General features: G+C 74.4%; 3 protein-coding genes. All 3 read right to left on the bottom strand.

Features of this window, described 5'->3' with window-relative positions; all coding sequences use genetic code 11:
• Window positions 1-300: 300 nt before the first annotated feature.
• Window positions 301-990, bottom strand: coding sequence for a hypothetical protein (locus tag ABYE80_RS19455; protein WP_372791964.1), 690 nt, complete (start codon window positions 988-990; stop codon window positions 301-303).
• On the bottom strand, window positions 987-2,132 hold the full coding sequence (locus ABYE80_RS19450; RefSeq protein WP_372791963.1) for an alpha-hydroxy-acid oxidizing protein: 1,146 nt from the start codon (window positions 2,130-2,132) through the stop codon (window positions 987-989). Before ABYE80_RS19450 ends, ABYE80_RS19455 begins: the two co-directional genes overlap by 4 nt.
• 14 nt (window positions 2,133-2,146) lie before the next feature.
• On the bottom strand, window positions 2,147-2,745 hold a 599-nt coding region (locus ABYE80_RS19445; RefSeq protein WP_372791962.1), incomplete at its 5' end, for an alpha-hydroxy-acid oxidizing protein.

The following is a 2,745-nucleotide window of genomic DNA, read 5'->3' as shown; positions in this document are numbered from 1 at the left end:
CGGTGGTCAGCGTGCGGATCCCGAACATCATCCGCAGGAACGACCAGCGCAGGAACGGCACGCGGACGCCGAGGCTTCGTCGTGGGCGCATGGGGTAACGCTAACGCGCCGCTCCCGTGGGCTTCATTCCTCGGGCTCACCTTGCGGGAACTGCGGCCCGAGGCAACCTGGCGAACCAACCAGGCTCGCGCCCCAGCGCCTGTAGGCGGCGCGAGGCGGCCGCAGAGAAGACCGACGTGCGTGCCCTCGTCTTCACAGGACCGGACGACACTCGTTGCGTTCGCCGGTATCGAGCCGCGATCAGCGGTCGCTCGAAGCCCTGCGCAGCCGGTGCAGCGGAGCGTGCCCGCGCTTGCCCGCGGCCTCGACGAGCTCCAGCGCCCGCAGGCGGTAGGCGGCGCGCTGGGCGAGCGCGACCGGGCAGCGCAGCGCGGCGGCCAGCTCGCGGGTCGTGAACGCGTCGTCGGGGAGCGGGGGCAGCGCGCTCAGGAGATCGTCGGGCCGTCGCAGCTCGACGCGCTCGAGGACCTCGACGAGGCGACGCTCGCCGCTGTCGCTCTGCCGCCGCCGGCGGCGTGCCGTCGTCGCGGTGCGGACGTGGTCCTCGCTCGTGAGGATCACCTCGACGACGAGGTTCGGGTGGTCGAGCAGGGTGGGGAGGCCGACGAGGGCGTGGAAGAGCTCGACGGTCCCGGCGCGCTTGGGCGAGCGGCGCGCCGCGAGAACCTCGCCGTGCTCGTCGACGCGCACGATCCGGCGCTGCGCGGCGATCGGGTGCACGATGCGCATGCGGTGGGACTCGAGCAGTAGGTCGAGCTTCGGGCCGAGCGGGCCGAACGACCCGGTCTGCACCTCGACGAGCTCACCGTCGGCGCGCACGAGGTCGATGTGGAAGCGGTCGACGCGCACCTCGGCGCGGTCACCCGGCTCGGCGAGCCAGTCCTTCAGCGCGGCATGCAGCGGCCCCTCCCGCAGGACGCCGATGCTCACGCGCGCACGAGCGCGCTCGGACGCAGCTCCCGGTAGCTCGCGACGCCGGCGATGGCGAGCGTGATGTCGAGCTCGGCGAGAAGCGTGCGGAGCATGTGCCGGACGCCCGGCTCGCCGCCGAGCGCCAGGCCGTGGACGTACGGACGGCCGATGAGGACGGCCTGGGCCCCGAGCGCCAGCGCCCGGTACACGTCGGTCCCCGTGCGGACGCCCGAGCCGAACAGCACGGCGATCTGGCCGCCGACCGCGTCGACGACCCGCGGTAGGACGTCGATCGTCCCGGCCGCGGTCGAGCCGCGCCGCCCGCGCTCGTTCGACACGACGAGACCCTCGAAGCCCAGGCGGACCGCCGTGCGCGCGTCGCGCACGGTCTGGACGCCGCTGAGGACGATCGGTCCGTCCCACGCCCCACGGATCGCGCCGAGGGCCTCCCAGCCCTTCCCGGGCCGGGGGTGCGAGAGCACGAGGTGGGTGCAGCCCGCGAGCCGCGCACGCGTGAGGAGCGCCGTGTCGGGACCGCTCCCCTTCGGCCAGTCGAGGCCGAACCAGCGGGAGCCGGTCGGCGCGGCCGCGGCGACGCCCTCGACGGGGGTGCTCGCCTGCGCCGCGTGGACGTACGTGAGCCCGACCGCCGCGGCGGCCTGGGCGGTCGCGCCCTCGGCGTCGGGGTGCGCGAGGACCTGGCTGCCGATCGGTCCGAGGATGATGGGCGCCGGCATCGTCACACCGAGCACGGTCGCGGAGAGGTCGCGCTCCGCGCGGTCGATGAGCATCCGCGGAACGATCCGCCACGACGCGAGCTTCCGCGCGTTCGCGCGCACGGCGCCCGGACCGCCCGCCCATTCGAGCAGGTGCCGCCGCGCGGGCTCGGACAGCACCTTCGCCGCGGCGGCCTCGAGGTCGGACAGGTTCGTCGTGAAGATCGGCTTGACGTCCGCGCCCATCCCGGCGACGTAGATCTCGGACTGGTAGCTCGAGTACGGGGCGCCCGGTCCGACCGGGAGCGGAGACGCCACGGGGAGCGCCGGGGGCGCGGGAACGGGGGCGACCTGGCCCGCGGCGCGCGCGGCGGGCAGGAGGAAGGTCGCGGCGGCCGCCGTGCCGGCGACCTCGAGGAACTGGCGGCGAGTGGTCTCGGACATGGCGGGCCTTCGGTTCAGCGCGCGCGGGTCAGGGAGGAACGGGACAGCGAGCGGTGGCTGCGGCGGCCCGCCTTGCGAACCTCCGCGGCGAGCTCGTCGACGAGGCTGCGCATGACGGTGCGCGTCCCGGCCTGCCCGCCGAGCGCGAGCCCGTACAGGTAGGGCCGGCCGATGAGCACCGCGTCGGCGCCGAGCGCGAGCGCCTTGAAGGCGTCGCGGCCCGTGCGGATGCCGGAGTCGAAGAGCACGGCCATCTCGTCGCCGACCTCCCGGACGATCGGCCCAAGCGCGTCGAGCGAGGCGATCGCCCCGTCGACCTGACGGCCGCCGTGGTTGGAGACGACGATGCCGTCGATCCCGTTCTCGACCGCGATACGGGCATCGCGCGGGCTCTGGATGCCCTTCAGCAGGATCGGCCCGTCCCAGTTCGCGCGTATGAGCGGCAGCCGCCCCCAGTCGAGGCCGGGGTTCTGGAAGATGCCCGCGAACACAACGCCCGCCGGCAGCGGGGCGACGTCCGCGGGGACGGGCATCCGCCGCTGGAAGACCGGGTCACTCGTGTAGTTCGCGATCCCCTTGTTCTCGAGGAACGGCGAGTACCCGCGGTCGAGGT

This window comes from Paraconexibacter sp., assembly GCF_041602235.1.
GTDB lineage: Bacteria > Actinomycetota > Thermoleophilia > Solirubrobacterales > Solirubrobacteraceae > Paraconexibacter.
This window is presented reverse-complemented; position numbering and strand designations above follow the sequence as displayed.

What these genes read in the sequence shown, in the direction of transcription:
- ABYE80_RS19450 (WP_372791963.1), bottom strand. Translation starts at nt 2,132, where the DNA reads ATGTCCGAGACCACTCGCCGCCAGTTCCTCGAGGTCGCCGGCACGGCG.